24 protein-coding genes and 1 tRNA gene are annotated in these 25,536 nt (G+C 36.9%); 13 read left to right on the forward strand and 12 right to left on the reverse strand.

The genetic code is table 11. The features are described from left to right. The first annotated feature begins 109 nt into the window (after positions 1–109). A tRNA-Met gene (locus N0B48_RS19670) sits at positions 110–182 on the forward strand. A gap of 678 nt (positions 183–860) precedes the next feature. On the opposite strand, the gene N0B48_RS19675 is transcribed toward N0B48_RS19670, so the two are convergent. The 3 genes from N0B48_RS19675 to N0B48_RS19685 form a co-directional block, all read right to left on the reverse strand. Continuing rightward, positions 861–1,160, reverse strand: coding sequence for a hypothetical protein (locus N0B48_RS19675; protein ID WP_259840766.1), 300 nt, complete (start codon positions 1,158–1,160; stop codon positions 861–863). A 34-nt stretch (positions 1,161–1,194) separates the two neighbouring features. Beyond that, entirely contained in the window at positions 1,195–2,025 is an 831-nt protein-coding gene (locus tag N0B48_RS19680) for a GLPGLI family protein (RefSeq protein ID WP_259840767.1), read from the reverse strand. 366 nt (positions 2,026–2,391) lie between these two features. Next, positions 2,392–2,643: an Ada metal-binding domain-containing protein gene (locus tag N0B48_RS19685; RefSeq protein WP_259840769.1), complete on the reverse strand. Its 252-nt coding sequence runs from the start codon at positions 2,641–2,643 to the stop codon at positions 2,392–2,394. Positions 2,644–3,181: 538 nt separating this feature from the next. Between N0B48_RS19685 and N0B48_RS19690 the strand changes: the two genes are divergently transcribed. Continuing rightward, positions 3,182–3,748, forward strand: coding sequence for a hypothetical protein (locus N0B48_RS19690; RefSeq protein WP_259840771.1), 567 nt, complete (start codon positions 3,182–3,184; stop codon positions 3,746–3,748). Between the two features lie 80 nt (positions 3,749–3,828). On the opposite strand, the gene N0B48_RS19695 is transcribed toward N0B48_RS19690, so the two are convergent. From N0B48_RS19695 to N0B48_RS19710, 4 genes are all read right to left on the reverse strand, one after another. Then, a complete protein-coding gene (locus N0B48_RS19695) occupies positions 3,829–4,977 on the reverse strand; it encodes a T9SS type A sorting domain-containing protein (RefSeq protein ID WP_259840773.1) in 1,149 nt (382 codons plus the stop codon). A 90-nt stretch (positions 4,978–5,067) separates the two neighbouring features. Further along, positions 5,068–5,667 (reverse strand): Crp/Fnr family transcriptional regulator, encoded by a 600-nt coding sequence (locus N0B48_RS19700; protein ID WP_259840775.1) that lies wholly within the window; start codon positions 5,665–5,667, stop codon positions 5,068–5,070. An 81-nt stretch (positions 5,668–5,748) separates the two neighbouring features. Further along, complete coding sequence (locus N0B48_RS19705; RefSeq protein WP_259840777.1) at positions 5,749–6,330, reverse strand: hypothetical protein; 582 nt, start codon at positions 6,328–6,330, stop codon at positions 5,749–5,751. A gap of 380 nt (positions 6,331–6,710) precedes the next feature. After that, complete coding sequence (locus N0B48_RS19710; protein ID WP_259840779.1) at positions 6,711–7,580, reverse strand: ATP-grasp domain-containing protein; 870 nt, start codon at positions 7,578–7,580, stop codon at positions 6,711–6,713. 414 nt (positions 7,581–7,994) lie between these two features. On the opposite strand from N0B48_RS19710, the gene N0B48_RS19715 reads away from it, so the two are divergent. From N0B48_RS19715 to N0B48_RS19740, 6 genes are all read left to right on the forward strand, one after another. After that, positions 7,995–8,360: a BlaI/MecI/CopY family transcriptional regulator gene (locus tag N0B48_RS19715; RefSeq protein WP_047456181.1), complete on the forward strand. Its 366-nt coding sequence runs from the start codon at positions 7,995–7,997 to the stop codon at positions 8,358–8,360. Positions 8,361–8,366: 6 nt separating this feature from the next. After that, positions 8,367–10,406, forward strand: a complete 2,040-nt coding sequence (locus tag N0B48_RS19720) for a M56 family metallopeptidase (RefSeq protein ID WP_259840782.1) — start codon at positions 8,367–8,369, stop codon at positions 10,404–10,406. 68 nt (positions 10,407–10,474) lie between these two features. Beyond that, entirely contained in the window at positions 10,475–11,365 is an 891-nt protein-coding gene (locus N0B48_RS19725) for a GLPGLI family protein (RefSeq protein ID WP_259840784.1), read from the forward strand. Between the two features lie 168 nt (positions 11,366–11,533). Continuing rightward, positions 11,534–12,448, forward strand: coding sequence for a GLPGLI family protein (locus N0B48_RS19730; RefSeq protein ID WP_259840785.1), 915 nt, complete (start codon positions 11,534–11,536; stop codon positions 12,446–12,448). 86 nt (positions 12,449–12,534) lie between these two features. Then, on the forward strand, positions 12,535–13,113 hold the full coding sequence (locus N0B48_RS19735; RefSeq protein ID WP_349644561.1) for a sugar O-acetyltransferase: 579 nt from the start codon (positions 12,535–12,537) through the stop codon (positions 13,111–13,113). 21 nt (positions 13,114–13,134) lie between these two features. Further along, positions 13,135–14,001: a GLPGLI family protein gene (locus N0B48_RS19740; protein ID WP_259840787.1), complete on the forward strand. Its 867-nt coding sequence runs from the start codon at positions 13,135–13,137 to the stop codon at positions 13,999–14,001. A 59-nt stretch (positions 14,002–14,060) separates the two neighbouring features. Here N0B48_RS19740 and fsa read toward each other — a convergent pair whose 3' ends face one another. After that, positions 14,061–14,714: a fructose-6-phosphate aldolase gene (fsa, locus tag N0B48_RS19745; RefSeq protein WP_034725246.1), complete on the reverse strand. Its 654-nt coding sequence runs from the start codon at positions 14,712–14,714 to the stop codon at positions 14,061–14,063. Between the two features lie 273 nt (positions 14,715–14,987). Between fsa and N0B48_RS19750 the strand changes: the two genes are divergently transcribed. Next, the gene (locus N0B48_RS19750) at positions 14,988–15,476 is read left to right on the forward strand and encodes a YdeI/OmpD-associated family protein (RefSeq protein ID WP_259840789.1); all 489 of its coding nucleotides are present in this window, start codon (positions 14,988–14,990) and stop codon (positions 15,474–15,476) included. 384 nt (positions 15,477–15,860) lie between these two features. Here the strand turns inward: N0B48_RS19750 and N0B48_RS19755 are convergent, their stop codons facing one another. Next, positions 15,861–16,427 (reverse strand): tetratricopeptide repeat protein, encoded by a 567-nt coding sequence (locus tag N0B48_RS19755; RefSeq protein WP_259840791.1) that lies wholly within the window; start codon positions 16,425–16,427, stop codon positions 15,861–15,863. 198 nt (positions 16,428–16,625) lie between these two features. Between N0B48_RS19755 and pepE the strand changes: the two genes are divergently transcribed. From pepE to blaIND, 4 genes are all read left to right on the forward strand, one after another. Further along, the gene (gene pepE / locus N0B48_RS19760; RefSeq protein ID WP_259840793.1) at positions 16,626–17,318 is read left to right on the forward strand and encodes a dipeptidase PepE; all 693 of its coding nucleotides are present in this window, start codon (positions 16,626–16,628) and stop codon (positions 17,316–17,318) included. A 163-nt stretch (positions 17,319–17,481) separates the two neighbouring features. Then, positions 17,482–18,852, forward strand: coding sequence for a D-alanyl-D-alanine carboxypeptidase/D-alanyl-D-alanine endopeptidase (gene dacB, locus N0B48_RS19765; RefSeq protein ID WP_259840795.1), 1,371 nt, complete (start codon positions 17,482–17,484; stop codon positions 18,850–18,852). Positions 18,853–18,858: 6 nt separating this feature from the next. After that, positions 18,859–20,010 (forward strand): sensor histidine kinase, encoded by a 1,152-nt coding sequence (locus tag N0B48_RS19770; protein WP_259840797.1) that lies wholly within the window; start codon positions 18,859–18,861, stop codon positions 20,008–20,010. A 451-nt stretch (positions 20,011–20,461) separates the two neighbouring features. Further along, positions 20,462–21,193, forward strand: a complete 732-nt coding sequence (blaIND, locus tag N0B48_RS19775) for an IND family subclass B1 metallo-beta-lactamase (RefSeq protein WP_259840799.1) — start codon at positions 20,462–20,464, stop codon at positions 21,191–21,193. Positions 21,194–21,411: 218 nt separating this feature from the next. Here blaIND and N0B48_RS19780 read toward each other — a convergent pair whose 3' ends face one another. The 3 genes from N0B48_RS19780 to N0B48_RS19790 form a co-directional block, all read right to left on the reverse strand. Next, complete coding sequence (locus N0B48_RS19780; protein ID WP_259840801.1) at positions 21,412–23,268, reverse strand: M61 family metallopeptidase; 1,857 nt, start codon at positions 23,266–23,268, stop codon at positions 21,412–21,414. A 152-nt stretch (positions 23,269–23,420) separates the two neighbouring features. After that, the gene (locus N0B48_RS19785) at positions 23,421–25,052 is read right to left on the reverse strand and encodes a M1 family metallopeptidase (RefSeq protein WP_259840803.1); all 1,632 of its coding nucleotides are present in this window, start codon (positions 25,050–25,052) and stop codon (positions 23,421–23,423) included. A 77-nt stretch (positions 25,053–25,129) separates the two neighbouring features. After that, positions 25,130–25,528 carry a hypothetical protein gene (locus N0B48_RS19790; RefSeq protein WP_259840805.1) on the reverse strand — a complete coding sequence of 133 codons (399 nt, stop codon included), beginning with the start codon at positions 25,526–25,528 and terminating at the stop codon, positions 25,130–25,132. Positions 25,529–25,536: the final 8 nt, after the last annotated feature.

Consider the following 25,536-nt stretch of genomic DNA (forward strand, 5'->3'; position numbering starts at 1 on the left):
GGGATGGAGCAGTAGGTAGCTCGTCGGGCTCATAACCCGAAGGTCATCGGTTCGAGTCCGGTTCCCGCTACTAAGTTAAGTGCTTTCGGTAAGCACTCTAAAGATACACCGCGGGATGGAGCAGTAGGTAGCTCGTCGGGCTCATAACCCGAAGGTCATCGGTTCGAGTCCGGTTCCCGCTACTAAGTTTCATAAACTATAAATATCGGTCTAACAACTAGTTACACCGATTTTTTTATGTTATCATTACTTGAAATTTTAAAGACTGAATACAGTAACGAATACAGTATTATAATGCCTAACGTACCGTACAAATTACCAAAAATATATCACGGAGGAGATGACTATGATCTTTCTCAAAGATGGTATGTCTACTATTCATATATAGATCCGGAAACAGGTAAAATGAAGCAACAACCTCCAATATACATGAATGTAAATCGAGATTAAAATACAGTTAGTGAGAGGATGACCAGATTAAAGGCGATTAAAAAGAATCTGGGAGAATTATTGAAAAAAAGAATACTCTCCATATCCGGATACTGAGTTAAAAGAAAGATCTACAATTAAAAGCGCATTAGAATGGGCCTATGAAATGAAAGTTGCCACACTTTCTGAGACATCAATCCCAGATTATCGATCTAAGAAAAGAAAGGACGGAGCTGGAGACATTTGATTTGCTGATGAAAGTCACAGGCCATTCTACATTAAAAGCTTTAAAAGCATATTTGAGGGATATCGATGCAGAATTAGCTGAAGATTACTCGAAATATTTTGAAGATAAAGATATATCGTCATAACGCACAAAAAAATAGCTTCCTAAATTAGGAAGCTATTCACATTTGTACTTGATTATTTTTTTAACAATTTGCGTAACCATCATTTACCGCAAAGGCAAGTTCACGAATAAATGGCTGACTGCCGTCTTCGTGTTCTGATTGAAAGAATACAGTACTTGTGTTTCCACAAGAGTTCTGAAAAGATACTTGGTACCATAAAAAGTATAGCGCTAGTGCTTCTTTTTGTTCCTGGGTAAGCTCTTTTGCCTCGGCCGTTTTCTCTTGTTTAACTTCTTGTTTGTTTTCTTTTACTTCTTCCTTGGTATTAGCAAAAGTGAATGTGGAAAGAGCCATTGCTCCGATAAATAATAATTTTTTCATAGTAGAAATTTTTATATTTTTTTATAAAATTGTTTTAGTCGAGAAATACATTTATCTTCTTTAATCTTTCAGAAATTCCTTTGGTTCTATCATTACCATTTGAATCCACTATTTTTAAATTACCGTTGTACATTGAAGGATTTTCTGCATAATTTTTACGAGCTTCAAGAAATTGCATCTTAGATTTAGTGTTCACTAAATTATCATACGTTATAGCCTCTATAGTTTCCTCCGATTTTTTCACATCAGTAGCATATATCTCTATAGTCCTATTTCTATTATATACTTCAAGGATCAGTCCGGATAAGCCTTTAAAACGGAAAGGTCCATCGGGTATTGAAATATCTTCTGTATACCATGCGTAAAACTCACCTCCAGTATCGGTGGTCGTTTTTGCAAGACGACATTTATATCCTTTTATTTCTTTTATTTCAGATAAAGTCTCCCATACAAGTTTAGGCTCATCATAGGAGAAAATATATTTCCCTACTGGAAGATATGCTGTGAGCTTCCCCCCAATTTTTAAAAAGCTTGCAACTGATTTAGGATATTTTGGAATTAATCCTGCACTTGTACTTATAGAATTGGCGCTAGGGATTTTTACATCATTATTGTAAAAAGACTTAGCTTCTCTACTGAAGTAAGCAGATTCGTTATTATTTAATAATAATACTGATTGGAAAAAATTGACTTTTTCCTTAGCAAGACTATCTGTAATTATCTTAGTTTCATAATTTATTTCCATCATTGCTTTACTTTGAGAAAATACTAAAATGGAACTTGAAATAAATAACGTTGATAATATCGTTTTTATATTCATTCTTAATTTATGTACTGCAATTATACAAATTGTTTTTTTATTCACAATTAAGGGAATCCGTATTTTTTATAACTTTTTTATTATGTAAAATAGAGCCGGAGAGGATCATTAATTTAATTTCAGTGATCTGATGTCCCTATAATCGTCTTCGATAGGGTTATAACCCATGAATACGCATATTTCTTTGCCCACGATATGCCATTGTATATCTTATTAATCTGACTTTTATTACTACTGTCCTGGATAATTTTAGTCTCATAATTGATCTCCACCACTGCCTTTTGAGCACTGACAAATAGGGAACCAAGGATAAGAAATACAGAGGCTTTAATTCTCATATAGTTCAAAGCTATTCATTTTACAATGGTATTAAAAAAAATGATATTTTCAATAATGGGATTTAACATTATTTTATTTTTCAAACGACTTATTCTTCCAAAGTTGATATTCTTCCTTCATACAATGTCCGCAGGGACGGTATTTGTTTTCCAATGCATCCTTTTCTGATATAAAGAAGATCCTGTTTTCCCTTTTCATTTTTTTACCGGAAGAACAGGTGAGTAATCCGTAAATTTTCAGTTTTCGGTTGCCTGCAAAATTAATTTCCTTGTGTCTGATTTTACGTCTTAAATCAATATCAGATATCTCAGTATGCTTTTCCATTAGATAAAGATCTTAAGTTGTCTGCAAGTATACAATCCGGAATATGTGTATTTGCTGGCAGATGATCAAAGAAGGGAAAATTATACATCATCACATTATCAAATCATCAAATCGTCACATCACCATATTGTCTCAAAAGTAGTACTACTTCTACACGGCTATCGATTTAATTCTACAAAATATTTTTTAACGGGACCGATCGGAAGCTTACTTTTGTACCGCTCTTACTGGCCGGGAGACCGGTTGTAGAGTTTATTTATGTTTATTGATCTCCGCCTTCATTTTCTACTTTTTCCCGAATGTTTTTATGATTAGTACATAACTGCTTTCATGGCGGGGATCTTTTTCTTACCTGCTTTTAAAAACCTTTCATCGAATATATGAATGATGAATTGTACATATTCTAACGATAAAGAGAACTGCATTTGTGGCGCTCTTTTTTTATTCAAGACAGAGGATAATGGTTTTTTAGACTAACTTGGTACAGCAAGATGTAAGGTTAATTTTTTACCTCATTTTACCATCAAAATCCCGGCTTATGGAAACTATCATCATCACAGAAAGGAAAAAATCAATCATCACGGATTCGATCTTATTGACCTTATTCGGTGCTGTGCCCTTATTTTTCTTAGTGAAATGGTTGATTTTAGCTGATGAAGGGAAAATATTTATTATTTTCTTGATTATCGTTACGCTGTTTTTTCCTGTAGTTGTCGTTTCCGGCTATATTTGGGATGTAAAACAAAGAATCATTTTATCAGAAGACAGTATAAAACTCTCCTATGGACGGAATTTCGTTGACATCATGCACTTTGAAGGCGGTTTTTCCATACCCGATGATCACGAAATTCCATGGTCAAAGGTTACAGGATTTCATATCGATGCTTACGAACGTCAGGAACCGACTGAAGGCGGCGGTTATACAACCATCACCAGGTACAGTCTTATTGTTACATTAAAAAATAAAGAGAAAGGTGAAGCTGATTTTGAGAAATTCAGCCCTAATTACTATGCGATCAGGCTAGGTAAATTTGAAGAACATCCCAATACGATAGCATTGATTTGTGAAGATTATCGAAATAAAATAGAGGAGAACAAACGATAAAATAAAATCCCACTTAAAAAAAGCGGGACCTATTATAATTAAATGATGATTGGTGGTTTTTAAATGATGGAGAAAGATGGTTATTCAATGATTATCTTTTTAACTGTTACATTATTTTCGTTATTTGCCTTTACAGATAATAAATAAACACCATGAGAAAGATGGGCTGATTTTAAATGGAGCATGTAGCGATTACTGTTGTCTAAAGTTACTTTTTCAGACAGAACTTTTCTTCCGTTAAAATCCGTTATTTCTAACTCTATATTGGAGTAGTTCTTTGGAAAACTCAGGGTGATAAAATCTTTCGCAGGAACGGGAGATACCGAGAATGTAACAGGAGAAGGCACATCCGAAACCGCCAGGCTGCTGTTCTGAGTGAAAAACTCCCAGATCTTTTGGGTATAAGAAATATCATTTTGTGAATTAAGCCAGGTATGACCGGCATTATTAACTTTAAAAAGCTCAATTACGGAACTGTTAACAGGGCTGGTATAGCGGTAGTGATCTACTGTATATCCGTCATTGGCCGTGTTAGCCAGCGCTGTATATACCGGACTGCTGTTTGATGAATTATTGGTTTTCCAGTAACTGATCAACTGATCTACAGAATTTCCAAAATTATTGTTGGTATAACCGATAGTGGCATCAGTGGTACCGTGAAAATGCGCAATCGACACCGGACGTCCTGGAGTTCCCTGAGCGACAGGAAGGATTGCGTTTCCGAAAGTTCCTGCCACAGAAGCAAATACCTTTATTTTATCATTCAAAACCAGAGCCAGCCGTTCCGTCATAAATCCTCCCATAGAAAACCCACAGGCAAATACTTTATTGTTGTTGATGCTGTAATCCTGCTTTACTTTATCAATCAGTGCGCTTATAAAACCGATATCATCCACACTGGCATTAGGTGTATAAATAGCATAGCCAGCGCCTGAATTCCAGGCTGTTCCCAATAAAGGATCACTTATTGCCTGCGGACAGATGACAATGATATTTTGGGTTTCGGCAAGATCAGCAAAACCGATATTTCTGAAATTTGCCATGGTATCTCCCAATCCGTGCAGGGTGATAACCAGCGAAGCGGGATTTTGAGAATTATAATTGGAAGGGACGTAAATAGAATATTCCCGGAGCCCGGAAGCGTGCTGAAAGGTTGCAGTCTGCCACTGTTGGCCGTAAAAAATGCTCGTAATTAGCAAGAATAGAAACAGAATCGATTTTTTGGTCATATCTTTTTTTTCAAAGATATTAACCGGACTTGTATAGTCAATTTGACAAAAATCAAATTAAAAAATAAATGTTTTGACATTTGTCAAATATTACTTTTTCGAACGAATCCTGCTTAGTGTTTCCTGTGTTATTCCTAAGAAAGAAGCAATCATACCCAAGTTGAGAAGTTCAGCTGCCCTCGGATGTGATTTTACAAAATCATCATATCGTTCTTCTGCGGTCTGAAAAAGCATCCGGTCTATTCTGTTTTGGGTCATGATTAAAACACTGCTCATGATCATCCTGTATAAATACTGAATATCCGGATAGGTGGCAGAAAGCTCTTCCAGATCTTTATAGCTAAGCTTCCATAAAATACAATCATCTAAAAGCTCGATTCCTCTTTTGTCCGGTTTCTGACGGATAAAACTTATGATAGAGAGCAGCAATGTTTCTTCTCCTCTGAAACCGTCCGTTACATCTTTTTCATCCTTGTAATAGAAGATTCTGGCCGCTCCTTTTTCAATAAAATAGATATGTTCACAAGTCTGATTGGGCTTTACCACAATACTGTTCCGGGGAAGTTCTTCTTTTTTCAGTTTTGTGAAAATAGCCATCATCGCTTCAAGAGATAAAGAAACGGGTGACATATCGTCATTATCGATCATTGAGCTGATGTAGGAATTAATCGCAGTAAAAATAGTGAGCATTGGATGAAAAATTGAATGGAGTAGAGGCTTAAAAAAATCCCACTTAAAAAAAAGCGGGATTCAATATGGTATAGGTTAATATTATTGAGGTAATTGACCGAAAGGGGTAAGCTTGTTGTCATCAGACATGGTCTGTCCCAAAAAGTCTTTTTTCTGATCACCTTTCATTCTGCCCGCTGCATCATTCGCGTTGAAATAAGCTTCGCTCAGCTTTGTGGTAATATCAGCCGGTTTGAAATCAAATTTTGTATCACCTTCCACACCCAGATATCCGTTCTTTCTGGTAAGGTTTGAGATATAGTTCCCGTAGTTGATGAATGTATTTCTCAGGTATTGCGTATGGTATTCCATACATTTTTTAGCTTTTTTGGAAGAATTGTTCAGGATACAGTTCTTCATATTATTTCTGTACAGGAACCATTCAGATTCCAGAATGCCATATTCTTTTCCTAAACCAGCCTTTCCGTTGGTGACAATGTTGTTGTCTCCTTCTTTATCAGCGATAGCCTGAAGATGTTTGATGACCAGTGGAACCGTATTTTCGATTTTCGTTTTGGTTTCCTTTAAGATACTGAGATCTGCCGCTGGAGAATTTTTCTTTTGGGCCGCAGTCACGTTAAAAATAAGAAGTAATAGTACAATCAATAAGTTATATCTTTTCATGAGAAATTTTTAAAGCACTAAAATAAATATATTTTCTCACTTTAAACAAGTTCATTTTAATTTTCTTTAATAAATTTTAACAAATCTTTAATATAATGAGTTCATCATTGTACAAATGATGACTATGGGATGTTTATTAATGCTATTTTTAAACTGAATGAGCTGCTTAATCAAAAATTAAAGTTTCATTTATTGTTCGACTTATTTAAATCTGAATCATATTTATTTAGAAACAATCTTCGCCATTATCCTTGTCAAGGTTCAAAACCTTGACAAGGATAAAAAGTCAAAATTATTCATCCAGTCTTATATGCGAAAAACAAAAGTGGAAGATGTGATTTCAGAAAAAATAACACCGGATAACAATCTCCAGCTTCAATTTATGAAATCAAAGCCATTAATGCCTGATAATAGTTTTCCAGTAAATCCATGTTGCCATTAAGGAATAAATAAGGCTCTATAAGTTCCAGTTCCATTAATGTAAATGTATTGTTGATGAGAACACCGTCCACTCGTGCATAAAGCGTAGGTTGCGGCAGACTCTTTAAATAAGCTCCTGCCTGTTCTATGTGGAGCGTATCAGGAGCAGGATAACTGATACTGCCACCGTGATAGTGCTGTACTCTGAAATCATCCTGTTTAGGTGTTTTTAACGAACAATGACTGTATTTACCATTGAAGAACAGAAACGACCATTCGCCATTTTTTATTTCCTCCACAAAAGGCTGTACCATATAATCTTCCGTTTTTAAAAGCTGCCCGATTTCCTCTGTGCGTTCTTTAAGATTGTTTTTGGTCACAATGATCGTATTTTGAGCGCCTGCACTTACACAAGGTTTCACAACCAATTGATCTGTACCGAATAAATCAAAGAAATGATCATCAAAATCAGAACCTTTGTCCATATATTCTGCAGCAATTACCGGAAGTCCATTTTGAGCAATGTCTTTAAGATATTTTTTATGGCTGTTCCATTGGATGATCTCTACGGGGTTTAATACCTTGACATTTAATTGTTCCAGTTGATTCAGCCAATTCAAAAATTCTGATAAATGATTGTGGTAATCCCACGGGGATTTAATGACGGCTACATTAAAACCGGTCCAGTCTACATTTTCATCGTTCCAGATGACAGGAATAACATTGAGCCCTTTCCCTTTCAAAAAATTGAAAAGATCTGTATCCTCATCATTAGCAACTCCCTGTGTAAACTTTTCCTGTTTTTTATAACCAACCAGTGCGATTTTCATACTTATTTTTTTTCGTTGAATACAAATATCATCAAATAGGGTCAATGCAAACAGTTACAGTTTGGGCTATTTGGATAGATACAGATCATTTTTGTCCCATTCAAACATCCGGTTCATTGGATGAAAATGAAAAATGCTTAACTCATATCTGTTTTTAACATTTTTTAAGGATTTACCGGGTGATCTAGCTCTTTTTCTGCAAATTAAACAGGGCATAAATAAGCGAATTAAAAATTTAACATATTTTAATAAAATTTATATCATTGATTTTCAGTGATTTATATTTTGTAATCTTTTATCACTAGAAAATTAGTTGTTTGATTCATATTTATTTCTACATTTGTATAACTAATTTCTTAGTGATATAGAATTCTATGAAAATTCTACATTATTATAATGATAAATGGAAAGGATATGAAAATTCAGAATTTAACGAAAGCGGAAGAGCAGGTGATGCAGTATTTATGGAAACTGGAAAAAGGATTTCTGAAAGATGTTCTGGATTTATTTCCCGAACCAAAACCCCATACCAATACAGTCTCTACAATTTTAAAGGTATTGAAGGATAAAGAATTCGTAGATTATCATGTATACGGAAGACAGCATGAGTATTTTCCACTGGTCACTCAAGAACAGTATTCAGGGAAAACAATGAAAAGCCTCGTGAAAAATTATTTCAAAGGTTCCTATAAAAGTGCGGTTTCTTTCCTGGTGGAAAAGAATGAAATGACCGTAGAGGACCTTGAAATGCTCCTGGATGAACTCAAAAAGAAAAATTAGCAGACTATGGAAACTGTACTTCTATACTTTGGAAAAGTAATTCTAAGCTCCGGTGTAATGTTTTTGTACTATCAGTTGTCTTTAAAAGACAAGACATTCCATCATTATAACAGATTTTATCTGTTGGGTGCGATGGTGATATCGCTGCTGCTGCCCCTCATCAGGGTGGATGATTTTACGATAGAAGTGAATGGTAACCTCTATATGCTTCTTGATAAGATACAGAATTTTAATTCAGAAAAAAACATAGACAATGGCCACACTTATTTTAGAATTATTTTTTCAGCTTTGGGACTGGTTTCTCTCTATTTTTTAGGAAAGTTGACTTTTGGGGTCATCAAGATCCAGCAGCTTAAGAAACAGTTTCAAAAAGAAAGTTTTGACGGGATCAATTTTTACCGTACAGACCTGAATGAAGCTCCGTTTTCATACTTTAAAAATCTATTCTGGAAAAATACCATCACATTGAATTCTGAGGTAGGAGAACAGATTTTAAAACATGAGATGGTCCATATTGAGCAGAAACACTCTTTCGATAAGATATTTATTGAGATCATCACCTCTGTTTTCTGGTTCAATCCGTTTTTTCATATCATTAAAAAAGAAATCAGCCTGATCCACGAATACCTGGCGGATAAAAAAGCCGTCAGACAATCGGACACCAAAGCATTTGCGCAGATGCTTTTAGCAAGCCACTTTTCCGGAACACAGTTGCCTGCAGCCAGTCCGTTTCTAAGTTCAAATCTAAAAAAACGACTCAAAATGTTACAAAAACCCAAAACCCAATTCGGATATGCGCGTAGAATTTTTGCATTACCGGTTTTATTTTCAGTAGCCTTTGCCTATATGGTGAATGCCAAGAATAAAGAAATTAAGGAAACCAATATAGCGATTGAGGATGCCGTTTCCCAGATCAAAAAAGATACGGTAAGACCAGAAAAAATCGAAAGAAAAGAAGTTATAGTGCCTAAATATTCCAGACAGTCTGCCAACGAGAAAAAATTGACAGAGCTTGGAAAACAAATTGAAGAAAAAAGCAAGGCTTTAAAAAATCTGAAACCTGAAAGCAAAGAATTTCAGCAAAAGATCGATGAGATCAGTGACCTTTCGGGAGAATTAGGAGCGATTACCAGTTCTGATGATTTTAAAATGGCGATGACATTTTCTACAGCAGAAGCGAAAAAAGTAAATGATTTTTTCAAATCAGACGAATGGAAAAACAAAACTAAAGCGCTTGAGGATATGGGCGTAGAAATCCCGGACTTATCCAAACTGAATATTGATTTCCCTGAAGCACCTCCTACACCTCCAAATGCTAATGGAGTAAGAGTTCTTAGATTTAATAATGATATCGGTTACCAAAACCTGGGTCCGCTTACAGAAAAGGAAGCCCGGAAAGCTATGAAAGAAAGGAAAGCAGCCAGAAAAGTAGCTGAAAAAGCAAGAGCTGAGGCCATAAAAGCAGGTGAAAAAGCCAGAATAATGGGTGAAGAAGCCAGACAGCAAGGTCAAATTGCAAGAATAGCCGGCGAGAAAGCAAGGATTGAAGGAATGAAAGCTGGCGAGATCGGAAGGTTAGCTGGAGATAAAGCCCGAATCGAAGCCATGAAAGCTGGCGAAATCGGAAGACTGGCGGGAGAAAGAGCTCGTATAGCAGGAGAAAAAGCAAGAATTGATGGCGAGAAAGCCAGACAGATGGGTGAAAAAATCAGACTGGAAGTGACTAAAAGACTTTCTGAAAATGGAGACGCAAACGTTTATGTTTATAATGGGACAAACTTTGATAAGCTCAGTGAGAAAGCAAGAACAATCGTAATGCAGGCTGATTATATCAAGAGAGATGGCAACGGAAACATTTCGATGAATGGTGTGAAAAAAATTAATGTCAACGGATGGGATAATTTAAAAGTTTATATAGACGGAAAAGAAGTTTCCAAAGAAGAGGCTCAGGCACTGAAACCGGAAAAAATTTCAAGCGTTATTGTGAACAAACAAAGTACGGATGACAATAAAAGCGGCGAGATAAGAATTCAGACAAAGAAATAAAGTATCCTTAAGCTTTGTCAATGATTGATTGACAAAGCTTTTTTTAATTACAGGAAAAAACATAAATTATGAAAAGAAATTATTTTATTGTATTGGCATTTCTGAGCGTGTTCGCCAATGCACAGGTCAACAGATTCTTCTATGACTACAAATATATCGCGGATTCTACGAATAAGGCAGACGTGAAAAGTGATATTATGCTTTTAGATATTGACAAAAGCGGATCGAAATATTACAGCCGTGAAAAGTTTATTTCAGATTCCGCCACAAAAGCAGATATCGCCAAGCAGATGAAAGGCGGATTTGGCGGGAGTATTAATATCAAGAAAAATATAAAGCCGGGAACCATTTTTTCAAGTGTTACCAAAAAATATCCTGACTACAGCATGTCGTTTTCCGAAAAAGTAGGAAATACCACTTACAAAGTAGCAGAAGATCAGAAACCGGAATGGAAAATCCTGCCGGATAAAGAGAAAATCGGAGAATACAATACACAAAAAGCCACGACTAACTATGGAGGAAGAAGCTGGACTGCATGGTTTGCAACAGATATTCCCATTCAGGACGGACCATATAAATTTTATGGACTTCCGGGGCTTATCGTAAAAATTGAAGATAAAACCGGATCTCACATTATGACTTTAATCGGTAATAAGAAAACGGAAGCAGCATCTGAAGAAGATCTTCAGATACCGGGTCTTACCATGATCGGTTTAGGAGGAAAAGAAATTGAGGTAAATAAAAAACAGTTCAAAAAAGCCTGGAAAGACTACGTGACAGATCCTACAAAAGATATGAAGCAAACCATGAGTACGCTTCCTGAAGGTGCAGTAGTCAATATGAAAAATAAGGATGGAAAAAGTATTGATATGAACGAAATGTACAGGAATATTGAAAAAAGAGCTAAGGAGGAAATAGTAAAAAACAACAATAAAATAGAACCGGCACTGTATAAGTAACCAATCGGTTTCCACGTGATAAATAACAGGATGATTTTCTAAGTCATCCTGTTTTGTTTAATAATGGGTCAAAAAAATAATGTCAAAAGATAGGAGTACCTTTAAACTTTTTCACTGATTGATTGCAAAAGCTTTTTATATTGAAACAGACGAAGAAAAATATAAACTATGAAAAAAAAATATTTTATTTTACTGGCATTTCTGAGTGTATTCGTGAATGCACAAATCAACAGATTTTTTTATGAATACAAGTTTATTCCGGATTCTGACAATAAAGAAGAAGTGAAGAAGGAAATGATGATTCTGGACATTCAGAAAAACGGATCAGACTACTATTACAGTCACGACAAATTTTTTACAGACTCTACTTCAAAGGCAGATATCCAAAAACAGATTAGTTCGGGTAACGGAATTATTAATGTAAAAAAAAGGGTTAATAGGCCAGGCCAGATTCACAAAGTAACTAAAGACTATCCGGATTTTAAAACTTATTTTTTTACAAGCATCAACGCAGATAGATATAAAATAAAGGAAGATAAAAAACCGGAATGGACCATTTTTCCGGACACACAGAAGATAGGAGAGTACCATACACAAAAAGCAGTAATGAGTTATGGCGGAAGAGACTGGATAGCCTGGTTTTCCTCAGATATTCCTTTTCAGGACGGACCTTATAAGTTCTGTGGCCTTCCGGGACTGATCGTAAAGATTGAGGATACAACAGGTTCACACATCATGACTCTTGTTGGAAATAAGATGATAAAGAATCCTTCAGAAGAAAAAGAAAACCGGATTCCGGACAACGTCAGAATATTGGGATTGGGCGGAAAAGATGTGGAGATTACAAAAGATCAATATAAAAAAGTATGGAAAGCTTACGTGAATGATCCTGCCAAAGAGATGAGAGAAATGAGAATGAAAAACGGAGGTGATTCCAATGCCAAGGCACCCTTTCTTATATTTAGAACTTTGGACGGGAATGAGATCTCAGATCCTGATAAAGTATTAAAAGAAGTAGAAGGGAGAATTAAGAACTGGTTTCAGAAGAACAATAATCCGATGGAGCCGGATCTGATAAAGTAGTATCCATAATTGTTAATATAGAACAGGATGGTTATTAATGACTATCCTGTTTTTTTTTGTATTATCGTATCTTCAAACCCTAAACTTTGAATCCTAATACTATGACGGAAAAGGAAAAATGCGAGGCGGGACTTTTATATAATGCTAATTATGATCAGGAACTTATCAACGAAAGAATTGCCGTTAAAGATCTGTGCCTGGAATATAACCAGCTGAAGAACTCTGATGCAGAAAACAGGAGTAGATTAATCAGGAAAATTCTGGGAAAAGCGAGAGAACACGTTTGTATTGAACCTAATTTTTGGTGCGATTACGGCTATAATATTGAAGTAGGAGAAAGTTTTTATGCCAATCATAATCTGACTATTTTAGACTGCGCAAAAGTGACTTTCGGAGATAATGTCTTCATCGGACCCAACTGCAGTTTTTATACGGCCGGACATCCACTTGACGCTAAACAAAGAAACGAAGGCCTTGAATACGCTCATCCCATCATCGTCGGAGATAATGTTTGGCTGGGAGGAAATGTAGTGGTCCTGCCGGGAGTTTCGATCGGAAATAATTCGGTGATAGGAGCGGGAAGTGTAGTCACCAAAGACATTCCCGATAATGCTGTCGCTGTGGGGAATCCATGTAAAGTCATTAAAAATATTGAAGAAAACTAAAAATATCATTTAAACCAGACCATGAAGAAAACCTTTTTTATATTTTTCCTGTTATCAGGATTACTTTTCCAGGCGCAAAGCCAGCGTTTTACTTACGAGTATAAATACAGAATAGATTCTACAGCTAAAGATAAAACAGAAACCGAGCTGATGATTCTGGATATGACACCCAAAGGATCCAAGTTCTACAGTAAAGATTATTTTGAATCGGATTCTTTGATGACGGCCGCCATTCAAAAACAGGCTAAAAGCGGAAATACAGACTTTAATTTTTCAGGATTCAAATTCAGAGGAAAAGTAAGATACAGTGTTGAAAAGGCGTATCCAGCTTATTCCGTGAATTTCTTCACCACGCTCGGTTCCGACGAATATCTGGTACAGGATGGCAGAACACAAAACTGGAAAATACTCCCGGAGAAAGAAAAAGTAGAAAATTTTATCACACAGAAAGCAACCTGTATTTTCGCTGGCAGAAAGTGGACTGCATGGTTTACAACAGATCTTCCGATTCAGGACGGACCGTATAAATTTCATGGCTTACCGGGATTGATTGTGAAAATTGAAGATGAAAATCTTACCCACACATTCGAATTAAAAGGAATTAAAAAACTTCCTGATACCTACGACTGGAAAAGTAAAAAAGATAAAGAGCGCTACAATCCTCTCATTACGTTGAATGAGACCAAGTATAAAAAAGCGTTTAATGATTTCCGCGCTGATCCTATGAAAAGTGAAAGACAGATGATGGCACAAGGAGTTATTATTGAAGAAAGAGATGATTCAGGAAAATTGGTAGATCCGGAGAAATCCAGACGGGAACAGGAAAAAAAGATGAAGGATAGGATCAAAAAAGAAAACAATCCTATTGAACTTGATCTTTTAAAATAAAAATAAAATCCCGAAACGAAAAGAGTTTCGGGATTTTTATATCTGAATAACCAAAGTTATTAAGCCAGTTTCTGAGAATCTGCAATAAACTGAGCCAGTCCGCTGTCCGTTAATGGATGCTTTAATAAGCTCAAGATCGGAGGAAGTGGAGAAGTGATGACATCTGCCCCGATTTTAGCACAGTCGATGATGTGCATAGAATGGCGGATAGATGCTGCCAGGATTTCAGTTTCATACATGTAATTATCAAAAATTAATCTGATCTCCTGAATAAGACCCAGTCCATCTGTAGAGATATCATCCAGTCTTCCTAGGAAAGGAGAAACGTAAGTAGCTCCTGCTTTAGCGGCTAAAAGCGCCTGTCCTGCAGAGAAAATAAGCGTACAGTTTGTTCTGATCCCTTTATCAGAGAAATATTTTAATGCTTTGATTCCATCTTTGATCATCGGGATTTTTACCACGATATTCGGGTGGATCGCTGCCAATTCTTCACCTTCCTTGATCATTTCTTCGTACGTAGTAGAAAGTACTTCAGCAGAAATATCTCCGTCTACAATCTCGCAGATCGCCTTATAATGGTTCTTGATCGCTTCATTTCCCTGAATTCCTTCTTTAGCCATTAATGAAGGATTAGTGGTTACACCATCTAAAATTCCAAGGTCTCTTGCTTCTTTGATCTGTTCCAGATTAGCTGTGTCAATAAAAAATTTCATTTCGTTGATAGATTTATTCCTGCAAAGATAATGATTCCCTTCGTGAGTGGAAAATTTTAATTTTGTCAGATGTCAGATGTCAGATGTCAGATGTCAGACACAAGACATCAGACATGAGACATGAGACTTTTCTAGTAACCCCTTAAAAACAACTGATGTCCCAAGACCCTCAAACTCTAAAACTCTCCGACTCTCAAACTCGCAACCCGAACCTCGCAACTCGTAACCCGTACCCCACAACTCATTCACCATAAAATATTATCTTTGTTAAACATGAAAAACAGCAGCTTTACAGCCACATTGGAAATTATCGGTATTAATCCTTTTGTTTTCGTTCCTGATGAGATTTTGAATGAAATTTTCAAGGCGGCGGGGAAGGATAAAAGCCCGATTCCAGTGAAGGGAACAGTGAATGGAAAAGAATTTCAGCAGAACCTGATGAAGTATTTAGGGGAGTGGAGGCTGTATGTCAATTTGCTGATGCTGAAAAACTCTCCTAAAAGAATTGGTGAAACCCTTGAAATTGTGGTAGAATTTGATGACTCGGACAGAAGTATTTCCATTCATCCCAGGCTGGATGAGGCGATTAAAGGAAGTCCCGTAGCAACCTATAATTTTGAAAGCCTGATTCCGTCAAGAAGAAATGAGCTGATCCGCTACATCAACAATCTGAAAACGGAAGCCAGCATCGAAAGGAATATTGAAAAAATTATACGGCACCTCCATGGCGAAACGGATTTCTTTGGTAAAAGAATTGATTAAAATAAATCACCAGTCTCAAAAACTGAGAAGAAAACTACAGATTACATAAAGAGGATAAAGCAGTATGAACTGTTTTCAAGTTTCTTCATACGCTTCATCGAATCAATGAAATTGATTCTTCCTTTTGCCTTCCTGAAATATAAAGCATAATTGTAAAACTTTGCGTTTAAAAAGATGTTGACTGACTTAATCTATGAAAATGTACAGTCCGCTAGAGTTTAAACGCAAAGTCTGATTTTTGAAACCGTTTATTGTAAGGTGTGCAAAGAGAAATCAATTTCATTGATTTGATTAAGCGGCCGCTTTACTATATATTTAAATAAAAATGCCCCTAAAAAGCTTGACTTTTCAGGGGCAACCCACATATTTGGGATTTTGTTTTTATTATGAGTTTAAAACTTTACTAAGTTTTATAGCATCCTGATTGGTTGGATCATACTGTATGGATTTAGCAATATGCTCTTTTGCTTTGGCAGGATCATTTTTCTGTTCTGCAAAGGCAATATAGAAGTAAGCGTAGGCTAGATTTTTCTTATTCTGATCTACTTCTGCCGGTTTTACAGTGGCAATATATTTCTCATAAGCAAGTTTTGCATTGGCATCGTCTTTAGCAGACTGATAAGCATAGGCTTGGCTGTAATAGGATGGAGCCCAATCCGGTAATAAAGCAGATATTTTTTTCCAGGTGTCTACTGCATTGGTCCAATCTGATGCATCCTGATAAGCTGTTGCTAATTTGGCTAAAGCATCCGTATCTTTTGGATTGGTCTCGATTTGCTTTTTAAGGGCATCAATAGCCGGGTTTGATTGAGTCGTGGTCGTTGTAGCAGCTGTGGCAGTTGTCGTAGTTGCTGTATCTGTCTGAGTGGTTTGCGCATTTACAAAACTTGCACCTCCTGCAAGGATCAATCCTAAAAATAGGTTTTTGATATTGATTTTAGTCATTTTCATAATCTTACATTTTTAAATTCTACATTCTAAAATTCAATAATAATTCCACAAAGGCTCAAATTTTAGAAGCTTTAAGGTTTTTTGGAAAATATTAACGGATAAATGTTTTTTTTTAGCTTAATTTTTGATTCGTTGGGGATTGAGTTTATCTTTGTCATTCAAACATTTTTTAATAATCACTATAATTTTCTTACTTCAATGAATATCATATTAGCCTCAACATCCACTATTTTCGGTGGCGAATATCTGGAATACTTAAGAGAAGAATTAATACAGCTGTATCAAGGAATAGATGAGATTATTTTCGTTCCTTTTGCCAGACCCGGTGGGATTTCCCATGATGATTACACGGCAAAAGCCCAATCTTTTTTTGAAACTATTCATATTAAAGTAAAAGGGCTTCACGAATTTGAAAATAAAACAGAAGCTTTAAATAATGCTCAAGGGTATTTTACAGGAGGTGGAAACACATTCTTACTGGTGAAAACTTTGCATGAAGAAGGCTTCATGTCTGTCCTTAAAGATAACATAGAAAGCGGAAAAGCCTACTTAGGATGCAGCGCCGGAAGCAATATCGGAGGTCAGAATATGAAGACCACGAATGATATGCCTATCGTTTATCCGCCAAGCTTTGAATGTATGGGGTTGGTTCCGTTTAATCTCAATCCACATTATCTGGACCCAAATCCTGAATTGAAACACAATGGGGAAACCAGAGAAACAAGAATCAGAGAATTCCTGACTCAAAATGATCTGAAGGTTGTTGGTCTTCGTGAAGGAAACTGGATCAGAAGAATAGGAGATACTATCACCGTAGAAGGCAGCGAACTGACAAGAATCTTTGAAAAAGGAAAAGAACCTTATGAAATAGAAGCGGGAAGTACGTTGTAAGTCATAAAAACAAGCTCTTATTTTTATTATATTTGATCAGTAATTGAATAACTTATGGGTAACTTCATTCATCAGGAGATTCAAATGCTGAATTGTGCTAATGCTGTCATGCTGAGCGGAGTCGAAGCATGCCTATAAATTTTAGATCTATAAAAACCTTGCAATGAAAAAACCACTTGCAGTTCTTATACTGTCGGTTCAGATATTATCTGCCCAGAATATGGCGCAGAAACTGGATAAAGCTACCAAAGATCTGATGGATTCTTCGGGGGCATTGTCATCCGGTTTATCGTTTTACGTCACAGATGAAAGCGGTACTTTGATCTACGAATATCAAGGGAATAAAGGGCTTTCAACCGCTTCTACCCAGAAAATATTTACGGCTGGAGCTGCCCTTGAAACATTGGGAAAAAATTACACCTATAAAACAACGGCCGGCTACTCAGGAAATCTTTCTTCAGGGACTTTGAATGGAGACCTGATCATTGGTTCAAATGGTGATCCAACCCTTGGAAGCTGGCGGTATGATGCTTATAAACCGGAAAGTTTTAAAAAGAAATTCATTGAAGCGCTTCAAAATTCAGGAATAAAAAAGATCTCAGGAAATCTGGTGATTGATGATTCCTATTTTGACCATCAGACGATTCCGGGAGGATGGCCCTGGGACGACCTTGGTAACTATTATGGAGCAGGGGTCTGGGGAATCAACTGGAGAGAAAATCAGTTTGACATTAATATTAACGGTACGGAATTCAAAGGATTCTCTTATCCGATGGACAATATAAAATGGCTGAATGACCTGAAAGCAGGTGGAAGCTCAGATCAAAGTCTCATTTTTACGGCCCCTCATTCCGAAGTAGCTTTGATCAATGGAACGCTTCCGGCTGGAAAAACAGTTACCGTTTCCGGTGCTTTGCCCAATCCACCCCTGCAACTAGGAACTGAAGCACTTCAATGGTTGAAAGAATCAGGTATTGAAATTTCCGGAAAAGTAATCACAGGTTCACAATTAGAAATAGAAGGAAAAACGGTCCCAGGAATGCCCAAAAATGTAATTCTTACCTACGAATCGCCAACTCTGGATAAAATGGTCTATTGGTTTTTGAGAAAAAGTGTCAATCTTTATGGCGAAACTTTCATTAAAACCTTAGGAAAAGAAAAGAAAGGGAATCCCAGCTTTAAAAGCGGAATCGCTTATCTGAAAGAATTCTGGAAATCAAAAGGGATTAATCCGAATATGATCAATTTTGCAGACGGAAGCGGACTTTCTCCTCAAAATTACGTAGCGGCCAAAGCTGAAGTTCAGGCCTTGATTTATGCCAAAAAACAAAGCTGGTTCGATGTCTATTATGACGGTTTTCCGGTTCAGGACAACGGAATGAAGATGAAAAGCGGAACGATGAGAGATACTAAATCTTTTGCAGGATACCATACCGCGAAAGATGGCAAAAAATATGTATTTTCAATCATTATTAATAACTATCAGGGAAGCGGAGGTGCAGAACTGCAGAAAATTCTGAATGTCTTAAAATAAAAAGCTTTGAGGAAATCCATACTGGCCAGACTGAATAACTGGATTATATTTTTACTGATGACCATTGTGGTGGTGACTATTGTGGTGGCCTCAACGATTCTGATCAATTTTCTGAGAAAGGAAGAGATCAAGCGGGTGGATATTCTGGTAAGTGCCCTGAAATTTCAACAGGAAGTAACACCCAGTCTTGAAGTTCAGGAATTGATCCTCAAAATATACAGTTCCAATACCACGATTCCAATGGTAGTACTGGACAGGGATGACCGACCAATGGTTCATAAAAATATTCCGCAGGAGATTGAAAGTGATCCGGTGCAGGTCACCATTCTGGCTAAAAAAATGGCGAAAAGCTATCCGCCTATTGAAATTAAAGTACCCGACGGGAATAATCAGTTCGTGTATTATGACAACTCGCAGATCCTTAATAATTTACGTTATTCCCCTTATTTGCTAGGATTTTTTATTCTATGCTATTTCCTGTTTTCATTTTGGTTTTTAAGGACGATTAAAAAAACGGATGAAGGCTATCTCTGGGCCGGACTGGCAAAAGAAACGGCCCATCAGATTGGAACTCCACTCTCCTCAATGATAGGCTGGATGGAGATCATGAAACTGGATAATCCTGAATCAGAAGGCATACACGAAATTGAAAGAGATATTGAAAGACTCAGAACAATTTCCGAACGTTTCTCAAAAATTGGTTCGATTCCTGAGCTCAACGATCTGAATTTTAATGAAACCATTTCCGAAAATTATGATTATCTGAAGACAAGAATCTCAAAGAAAATAAATTTCACGCTGCATCTTCCCACTTATACCATTCTGGTTCCCCACAACAAAATCCTGATGAGTTGGGTGATCGAAAACCTGGTGAAAAATGCGGTAGATGCCATGAAAGGAGAAGGAACGCTGGATATGTATGTCTTCGAAAGAAACAAAAATATTCTGATCGAAGTCAAAGATACCGGAAGCGGAATGACCAAGCAGCAGGCTAGAAACGCCTTTAAACCAGGCTATTCAACGAAGAAGAGAGGTTGGGGATTAGGCCTCTCCCTGGCGAGAAGAGTAATTCATGAATACCATAACGGAGATATTAAAATTTCCCAGACTGAGATAGGAAAGGGGAGTACTTTTAGAATAACGGTGAAAAAAGCATAAAACAATTATCAATGTTGGGAGGTTGAAGCTAATCTTATTAGCGATCTGTAAATTTAACCGACATTGATAAACACGATCAAACCTTATAGGTTTTTAAAACCTATAAGGTTTCGCTGCACATAGAATCATATTTCTCAGTCCATAAGAGGAAAGGACAGCAAGTTTAAAGAATAAAAATCTTCTTGGTCTATCATCTTCTTCTCTCATAGTCTTCTATTAAAAAAAAGTTAAACTCCTTTTGATCATCTTCATTTTATCCAAATTATAAGTAGTTTCGCGGCTCTTCCGATTCGAGGTTCGGGATGAGGGGTTTTGGTTTGAGGGTCGAAGCGTTTTAGGGTTTGAAAGTGATATAGTTGCTGGTTGAAATCTCGGAACCCGTATCCCGAAACATATCTGAAATCTAACATCTCAGATCACATTACAATTCAATTTAATACAATAAAAAATTATGAAGAAAAGTGTTAAGGTTTTTACAATGTTGTTTTTATTCTTAATTAATTTTTTTAATGCGCAGGTGCGTGATTTTGAGATCGAGCCGCCTCTGAGTCCAAACCTGTATTTATACAAAACATTCGGTGTTTTTGGGGGTAAAGAATACTCAACCAATGCGCTTTACCTGATTACGAAGAAAGGAGTGGTGTTATTCGATGTTCCATGGCAGAAATCCCAGTATCAAAGCCTTATGGATACGATCAAAAAGCGTCATGATTTACCGGTGATTGCGGTATTTGCAACCCATTCCCATTCTGACAGAGCAGGAGATCTGAGCTTTTACAATAATAAAGGAATCAGTACGTATGCAACGGCAAAAACGAATGAATTACTAAAGAAAGAAGGCAAAGCCACATCCAGTAAGATCATAAAAACTGGCAAGAAATATAAAATCGGAGGAGAGGAATTTACAGTAGATTTCCTTGGAGAAGGACATACCGCGGATAATGTTGTGGTATGGTTTCCAAAATATAATGTTTTGGATGGCGGGTGCTTAGTGAAAAGCAGTTCAGCGGTTGATCTTGGGTACACAGGAGAAGCCAATGTTCAGCAATGGCCATCGACGATGCAAAATCTTAAAGCCAAATACCCGGCCAGTGCCAAAGTAATTCCGGGTCATGATGAATGGAAAGGCAACGACCATGTAAAACATACGCTGGAACTTTTAGAAAAACAAAGCGGTAAATAAGAAATACAAAAAGCGGAGAAATTTTCTCCGCTTTTTTATTAACCATCCTGAGTTCAGGTAAGCCATTTGTTTTTATGATTCCGGAATGTTTGCCCAGAATCAGGATTTTAGTAACTCATGGCGTTTCGGGATGCGGGTTTCGTAGTTCAACTCGCAACTTCTCAAGCAGCAACGTAACTCTCAAACCCGTATTTCGTAACGTTCATTACCACAATCTATTATTTCTTCCCAGTCAGCCACTGAGTTTGCAGTTTCAGTTCTGCTGGAGTAGGATTGGCTTTATACTGAAGACTTTCAATCGTCATTTTATCTAAAATAGCTTTTCCTTTAAGTTCTATTTTATCAGTCTTATCACCATTTTTTCTAAGGATGGTAACGGTAACGTTCTGTCCTTCCTTAATTGATTTGGAATAATTGATAAAATCCTGCATTTTCTGAATATCAATTGTTTTCCCATCCAGAGCAAGAATTTCATCTGTAATCTTGAACCCTACGCTTTTCGCAAAAGGGGATAATGCTGAGCTTTCATCAAATATAAACGTATTGTTCTTATCGTTATAACCTGTCTGATTCGGGTCTTTAATAAACCAGAACAATGGAGGTGTATCTTTCTTTTTCGCTTCTACGCCTACCATATTCAGATATTCTGCATAAGGGGTCGGCTGGTTTCCTGCGATATATTTGTTATAGAAATCCTTTACCTGAGGATATCCGGTTACAGTTACCAATTCGTCGATCAGTTTGTCATCTTTGAAAGGTTTGTTTTCCCCGAATCTTTGAGACAGCTTTCTGATCATATCACGGTAGCCCATTTCCCCGTTAGACAGTTTTCTCAGTTCAATATCCAAGCACATAGCCAGCAAAGCTCCTTTTTCGTAAACGTTTCTGTACTGATCTTTGTACGCGTCTTGCAGAACATTTTTACTCATCACCGTAAATGGCATGGTATCATCATAATTCTTGGAATTGGTGATCTTCTCATTCATTCTCTGAAGGAATTCATCTTTGTTGATCAGACCTTCCTGGATTTGGAAAAGGTTTGCAAAATATTCTGTTCCTCCTTCATACATCCAAAGGTGCTGAGACATTTTCGGATCTGCATAATCAAAATAATGGATCTCTTCAGAATGCGTCTTTAAAGGATTCACCGTGTGGAAGAATTCGTGCGAAACGACATCTGTAATGGTTTTGTCAATCGCTTCCTTCGGCATCATTTCAGGAAGTACCACACTGGTAGATTCATGGTGCTCCAACGCTCCGAAACCTTTAATCTTTGGCCCATCACCTCCTGAAAGGTAAAGCATGATTGCATATTTTTTATTGGTATTCATGTCACCCAGGAATTTCTTCTGAGCCAGTACCATTTTTTCAAGATTCTCTTTAAAGTCTGCCGCTTTATATTTTCCGGTTGGAGAATAAACGCCCAGTACCAGATCCATTCCTCCTGCATTGAAGGTGATAAAATCCGGTTTGGTGTACATTAGCGGTGAATCCGTTACTTTAGCATAATTAGCAAGGGTAAACGTATCTGTAGCATCAGATTTATCCTGGTCTACCAAAGCCGTTGTCCCATAAAAACCTGCAGGTTTCTGAACGATCAGCTGATACGGAACATCCTGCATATTGTCAATATATCCGATGAAACCATGGGTATTGATCATAAATATTTTTCCTTCCTCGATATCAGTTCCTGAAGGGGAAAACACAGCTTTATGCTTTGAACTGTCCATTTCATCATCAAAACTGTCATTCACCAGGTAGGTTACTTTGGTTAAATCTTTAGCGTTTTTTAATGAATAGGTATTGTCATTTACTTTGGTGTACGCAATTTCTCTTCCTTTGTTGTCAGTAAACTTGATGCCTTCCACAAATCTTCCGTAGTCATCTACAGAATAGGTACCTGGAACGGTTTTCGGAAAATGAAACTTGATGTCTCCGGATTTCATTTTCGGAAATTCCATGGTAACGGCTACCTTGTCGTCTTTTACATTCACAAGATCAATCGTCGTTTTTATGGATTGGGCATTGGCCAGAAATGCGGCGAATAGACCCAGGCTGATTGCTGTTTTTCTCATTAGGTTTAAATTTTATAGTTAAATAGTAGTTTTTTTAATCGTTTTGTTACGGGATGTCTTATTAAACTTTTCTTAAAATTTTAAAAGACGAAAATAAAGGAAACAAAAAAGACAAATCCGGGAGTAACGAATTTGCCTTTTTTATAATGTAATTACTGAACGTTTTTATAATTGATATAATAGTTCTTGTTGAATTCTATCGGGGTAGATTTTTTCAATTTTATGGTCTGCCAGGTTTCTGTTGGGTTAATGGTTTGGTCTCCATTAATGATAACCGGAAGTTTAAGATCCTTTACTCCATTGGTATATCTGAATTTTAAAGATTCTCCGTTTTGCGAATACTCAAGCGTAGGGATTTTGACTGTTCTTAAATATTGATCGAAAATACTGGACAAATCCATTCCTGATTTTGAAGACATATAATCTTCGATCTGTTTGGTGGTAACGGTCTGATGATAGAAATCCTTATTCATTCCTCTTAGAATCTGTCTGAATTTTTCATCATTGTTGATCACCTGCCTAATGGTATGGATCATGCTGGCTCCTTTTGGATACATATCGCCGCTGCCTTCGTTTCTCACGCCGTATTTTCCGATGATAGGAACATCATTCTGGATATTTCCACGGATTCCTATCGCATACTGGTCAGCCGACTTCTTATCCATGTATTTTTCTGTAAAAAGAACCTCGGAATACATCGTGAAGCTTTCATGAATCCACATATCCGCCTGATCTTTTGCTGTAATATTATTGGCATACCATTCATGTCCGCTTTCGTGGATGATGATATAATCCCAGTTAAGACCTACGCCCGTTCCCGAAAGATCAGAACCTCTGTAACCGTTCATATAGCCGTTTCCATACGCAACATTGCTTTGGTGCTCCATTCCCAGATATGGGGAATCAACCAGTTTATAAGAGTCTTCATAAAAAGGATAAGGTCCGAACCAGTATTCAAATGCAGACATCATCGGTTTTACCTGCTGGAACTGTTTTTTTGCTTTTTCAAGGTTGTAATCCAATACCCAGTAATCCAGATCCAGTTTTCCTTTTTCACCGGTAAATATTTCTTTAAAATTGACGTATTTACCAATATTCGGGATGATAGAATAGGCATTGATAGCATTTTTTACTTCCCAGGTATAAGCTGTTTTACTGCCCTCTGCTTTTTTGCTGATCAGTCTTCCGTTTCCTACACCCACAAGGTCATTTGGTGTAATAATCTTCATGATGATCCCGTTTTCAGGCTCATCACTCCAGATATCTTTTGTAGGAAGCCAGATGGATGCCCCGATTCCTTCATCGGCAACACTCATCCATGGATTTCCTTTTTCATCCTTAGCGAAAACCCAGCCTCCGTCCCACGGTGCATTTTTTGCAATCACAGGATTTCCGGAATAGGTAACGTCCAGGGTGTATTTTTCTCCTTTTTTGAATTTCTTTTTTGCCGTAACGAAAATAAAATCACCGTCCTGCTTATAATTGGCAACCGGGAAATTCGCGTTTACTTTATCCGCTTTCATCGGTTGTTGCAGGTCGATCTGGAAAACAGGATCCGTAATGTCTTTGGTGATCTCAAAGCTGATTTTATTATATCCTTTAATGCTTTTTTGTGCAAAATCCGGTTCTACGGAAAGGTCATATTTTTTGACATCCCAAAAATTTCTGAATGGGGTATCTGAACCTTTCAGTGTATCCTGTTTGGTGAAAACCTTATCTTTTTCGAAAAACTGCCCGAAGACCAGCCCCGAAGCGAATAAAAGTGTATATGTCAGCTTTTTCATTTAAAATCAAATTAAATTCTACCAAAAATAGAAAAATTAATGTCAATAATTTAAATTTTAAGACAAATAATTTTATTCTACTTACTGAAACAGATGATCCAAAACAAAGCACTTATGTAGACCCAAAGAAGGGAAAAAATAATATGAATAACCGTTTCAAAAGCTTTTCCTTTCCATAATTCTGAGGAATATCCGAAAAACTGAATGAATAACCGGGTGGTCCAGAAGATAGCCATTCCAAGGGCAATTTTTTTACCCAAACCGGGTTCTGTCAACTCTTGCGGAGAGGTTAGACAAAGCAAACCCATAAGAAATACCGTTAAAGCAATGAAGATGGTATGAACCCTCATCATTTCCCGGTTCATCAGGCTTAATGATTGAAGTTCCTTTTCCCAGTTAAAATATTTAGGAAAAATAATATGCACAAATGCTAAAGCGATTAAAAGCATTCCGATAATTTGTAAATGAAGTTCCATAGGATGAG

The organism is Chryseobacterium herbae (genome assembly GCF_025154075.1).
GTDB lineage: Bacteria > Bacteroidota > Bacteroidia > Flavobacteriales > Weeksellaceae > Chryseobacterium > Chryseobacterium herbae.

Coding starts and splice junctions, on each gene's coding strand:
- N0B48_RS19695 (WP_259840773.1), bottom strand. CDS start 4,977: ATGACCAAAAAATCGATTCTGTTTCTATTCTTGCTAATTACGAGCATT.
- N0B48_RS19685 (WP_259840769.1), bottom strand. CDS start 2,643: ATGGAAAAGCATACTGAGATATCTGATATTGATTTAAGACGTAAAATC.
- N0B48_RS19675 (WP_259840766.1), bottom strand. CDS start 1,160: ATGAAAAAATTATTATTTATCGGAGCAATGGCTCTTTCCACATTCACT.
- N0B48_RS19730 (WP_259840785.1), top strand. CDS start 11,534: ATGAAAAAAAAATATTTTATTTTACTGGCATTTCTGAGTGTATTCGTG.
- blaIND (WP_259840799.1), top strand. CDS start 20,462: ATGAAGAAAAGTGTTAAGGTTTTTACAATGTTGTTTTTATTCTTAATT.
- N0B48_RS19700 (WP_259840775.1), bottom strand. CDS start 5,667: ATGCTCACTATTTTTACTGCGATTAATTCCTACATCAGCTCAATGATC.
- pepE (WP_259840793.1), top strand. CDS start 16,626: ATGAATATCATATTAGCCTCAACATCCACTATTTTCGGTGGCGAATAT.
- N0B48_RS19720 (WP_259840782.1), top strand. CDS start 8,367: ATGGAAACTGTACTTCTATACTTTGGAAAAGTAATTCTAAGCTCCGGT.
- N0B48_RS19750 (WP_259840789.1), top strand. CDS start 14,988: ATGAAAAACAGCAGCTTTACAGCCACATTGGAAATTATCGGTATTAAT.
- dacB (WP_259840795.1), top strand. CDS start 17,482: ATGAAAAAACCACTTGCAGTTCTTATACTGTCGGTTCAGATATTATCT.
- N0B48_RS19790 (WP_259840805.1), bottom strand. CDS start 25,528: ATGGAACTTCATTTACAAATTATCGGAATGCTTTTAATCGCTTTAGCA.
- N0B48_RS19740 (WP_259840787.1), top strand. CDS start 13,135: ATGAAGAAAACCTTTTTTATATTTTTCCTGTTATCAGGATTACTTTTC.
- N0B48_RS19710 (WP_259840779.1), bottom strand. CDS start 7,580: ATGAAAATCGCACTGGTTGGTTATAAAAAACAGGAAAAGTTTACACAG.
- N0B48_RS19715 (WP_047456181.1), top strand. CDS start 7,995: ATGAAAATTCAGAATTTAACGAAAGCGGAAGAGCAGGTGATGCAGTAT.
- fsa (WP_034725246.1), bottom strand. CDS start 14,714: ATGAAATTTTTTATTGACACAGCTAATCTGGAACAGATCAAAGAAGCA.
- N0B48_RS19780 (WP_259840801.1), bottom strand. CDS start 23,268: ATGAGAAAAACAGCAATCAGCCTGGGTCTATTCGCCGCATTTCTGGCC.
- N0B48_RS19785 (WP_259840803.1), bottom strand. CDS start 25,052: ATGAAAAAGCTGACATATACACTTTTATTCGCTTCGGGGCTGGTCTTC.
- N0B48_RS19755 (WP_259840791.1), bottom strand. CDS start 16,427: ATGAAAATGACTAAAATCAATATCAAAAACCTATTTTTAGGATTGATC.
- N0B48_RS19690 (WP_259840771.1), top strand. CDS start 3,182: ATGGAAACTATCATCATCACAGAAAGGAAAAAATCAATCATCACGGAT.
- N0B48_RS19725 (WP_259840784.1), top strand. CDS start 10,475: ATGAAAAGAAATTATTTTATTGTATTGGCATTTCTGAGCGTGTTCGCC.
- N0B48_RS19705 (WP_259840777.1), bottom strand. CDS start 6,330: ATGAAAAGATATAACTTATTGATTGTACTATTACTTCTTATTTTTAAC.